General features: G+C 46.1%; 1 rRNA gene. It reads right to left on the reverse strand.

The window, feature by feature from the left end:
* Window positions 1-634 precede the first annotated feature (634 nt).
* Window positions 635-823, reverse strand: a 16S ribosomal RNA gene (locus C2M32_RS03810); the annotation flags it as partial.

Below are 823 nucleotides of genomic sequence, written 5' to 3' on the forward strand. Positions count from 1 at the left end.
GGCTCATTTCACCTTGCGCAAAAGGAATGTAAGCACTGCGTGCTTTGTCATTAAACTTTTGCACCTAATTCACCTTGCGCAAAGGAAACGTCCTCACTGCGTTCGCTGTCGTTAACCCTTTGCACCCTTGCTGCCATATGAAAGTAGCCGCTACGGAGTAGAACATCCTACTTCGTAGCGAACCAAGCTCCTATTTAAGTGAAAAGCCCATCCATTCGGATGGGCTTTTTGCGTTTTTGGGTCTGTAGGTCGTGATAAGCGTAGCGCCATCCGACGTTTAAGATAGTCCCTCAGCGTCCTATAAAATGGCTCATCTCACCTTGCGCAAAGGAAACGTCCTCACTGCGTTCGCTGTCGTTAACCCTTTGCACCCCAATTAAACTTTTGCACCTAATTTACCTTGTGCAAAAAGAGTGTGTTCGCTTCGCTTATGTTGCCAGCCTTTTACATTCTAGGCGGTTGTTAAAATGTTATAAAAGTTGAAATTTTAAGAGGATTAGCTTAATAAATATCCGAACAATCTATTTTTATCACTTTTCCTCAAAAACCGCTTGCGCTTTTTATTCGCCGCCCTATAATGCGACCCCACTGACACGGAGCGCTACGCTGATTAAGCAAAGCTAAAAGTAATTCCGATTAACGCTCGCACCCTCCGTATTACCGCGGCTGCTGGCACGGAGTTAGCCGGTGCTTCTTCTGTAAGTAACGTCACAGCTAAGTGCTATTAACACTTAACCTTTCCTCCTTACTGAAAGTGCTTTACAACCCGAAGGCCTTCTTCACACACGCGGCATGGCTGCATCAGGCTTGCGCCCATTGTGCA

Origin of the sequence: Pseudoalteromonas sp. T1lg23B, from assembly GCF_002964665.1 — a bacterium.
Lineage (GTDB): Bacteria > Pseudomonadota > Gammaproteobacteria > Enterobacterales > Alteromonadaceae > Pseudoalteromonas.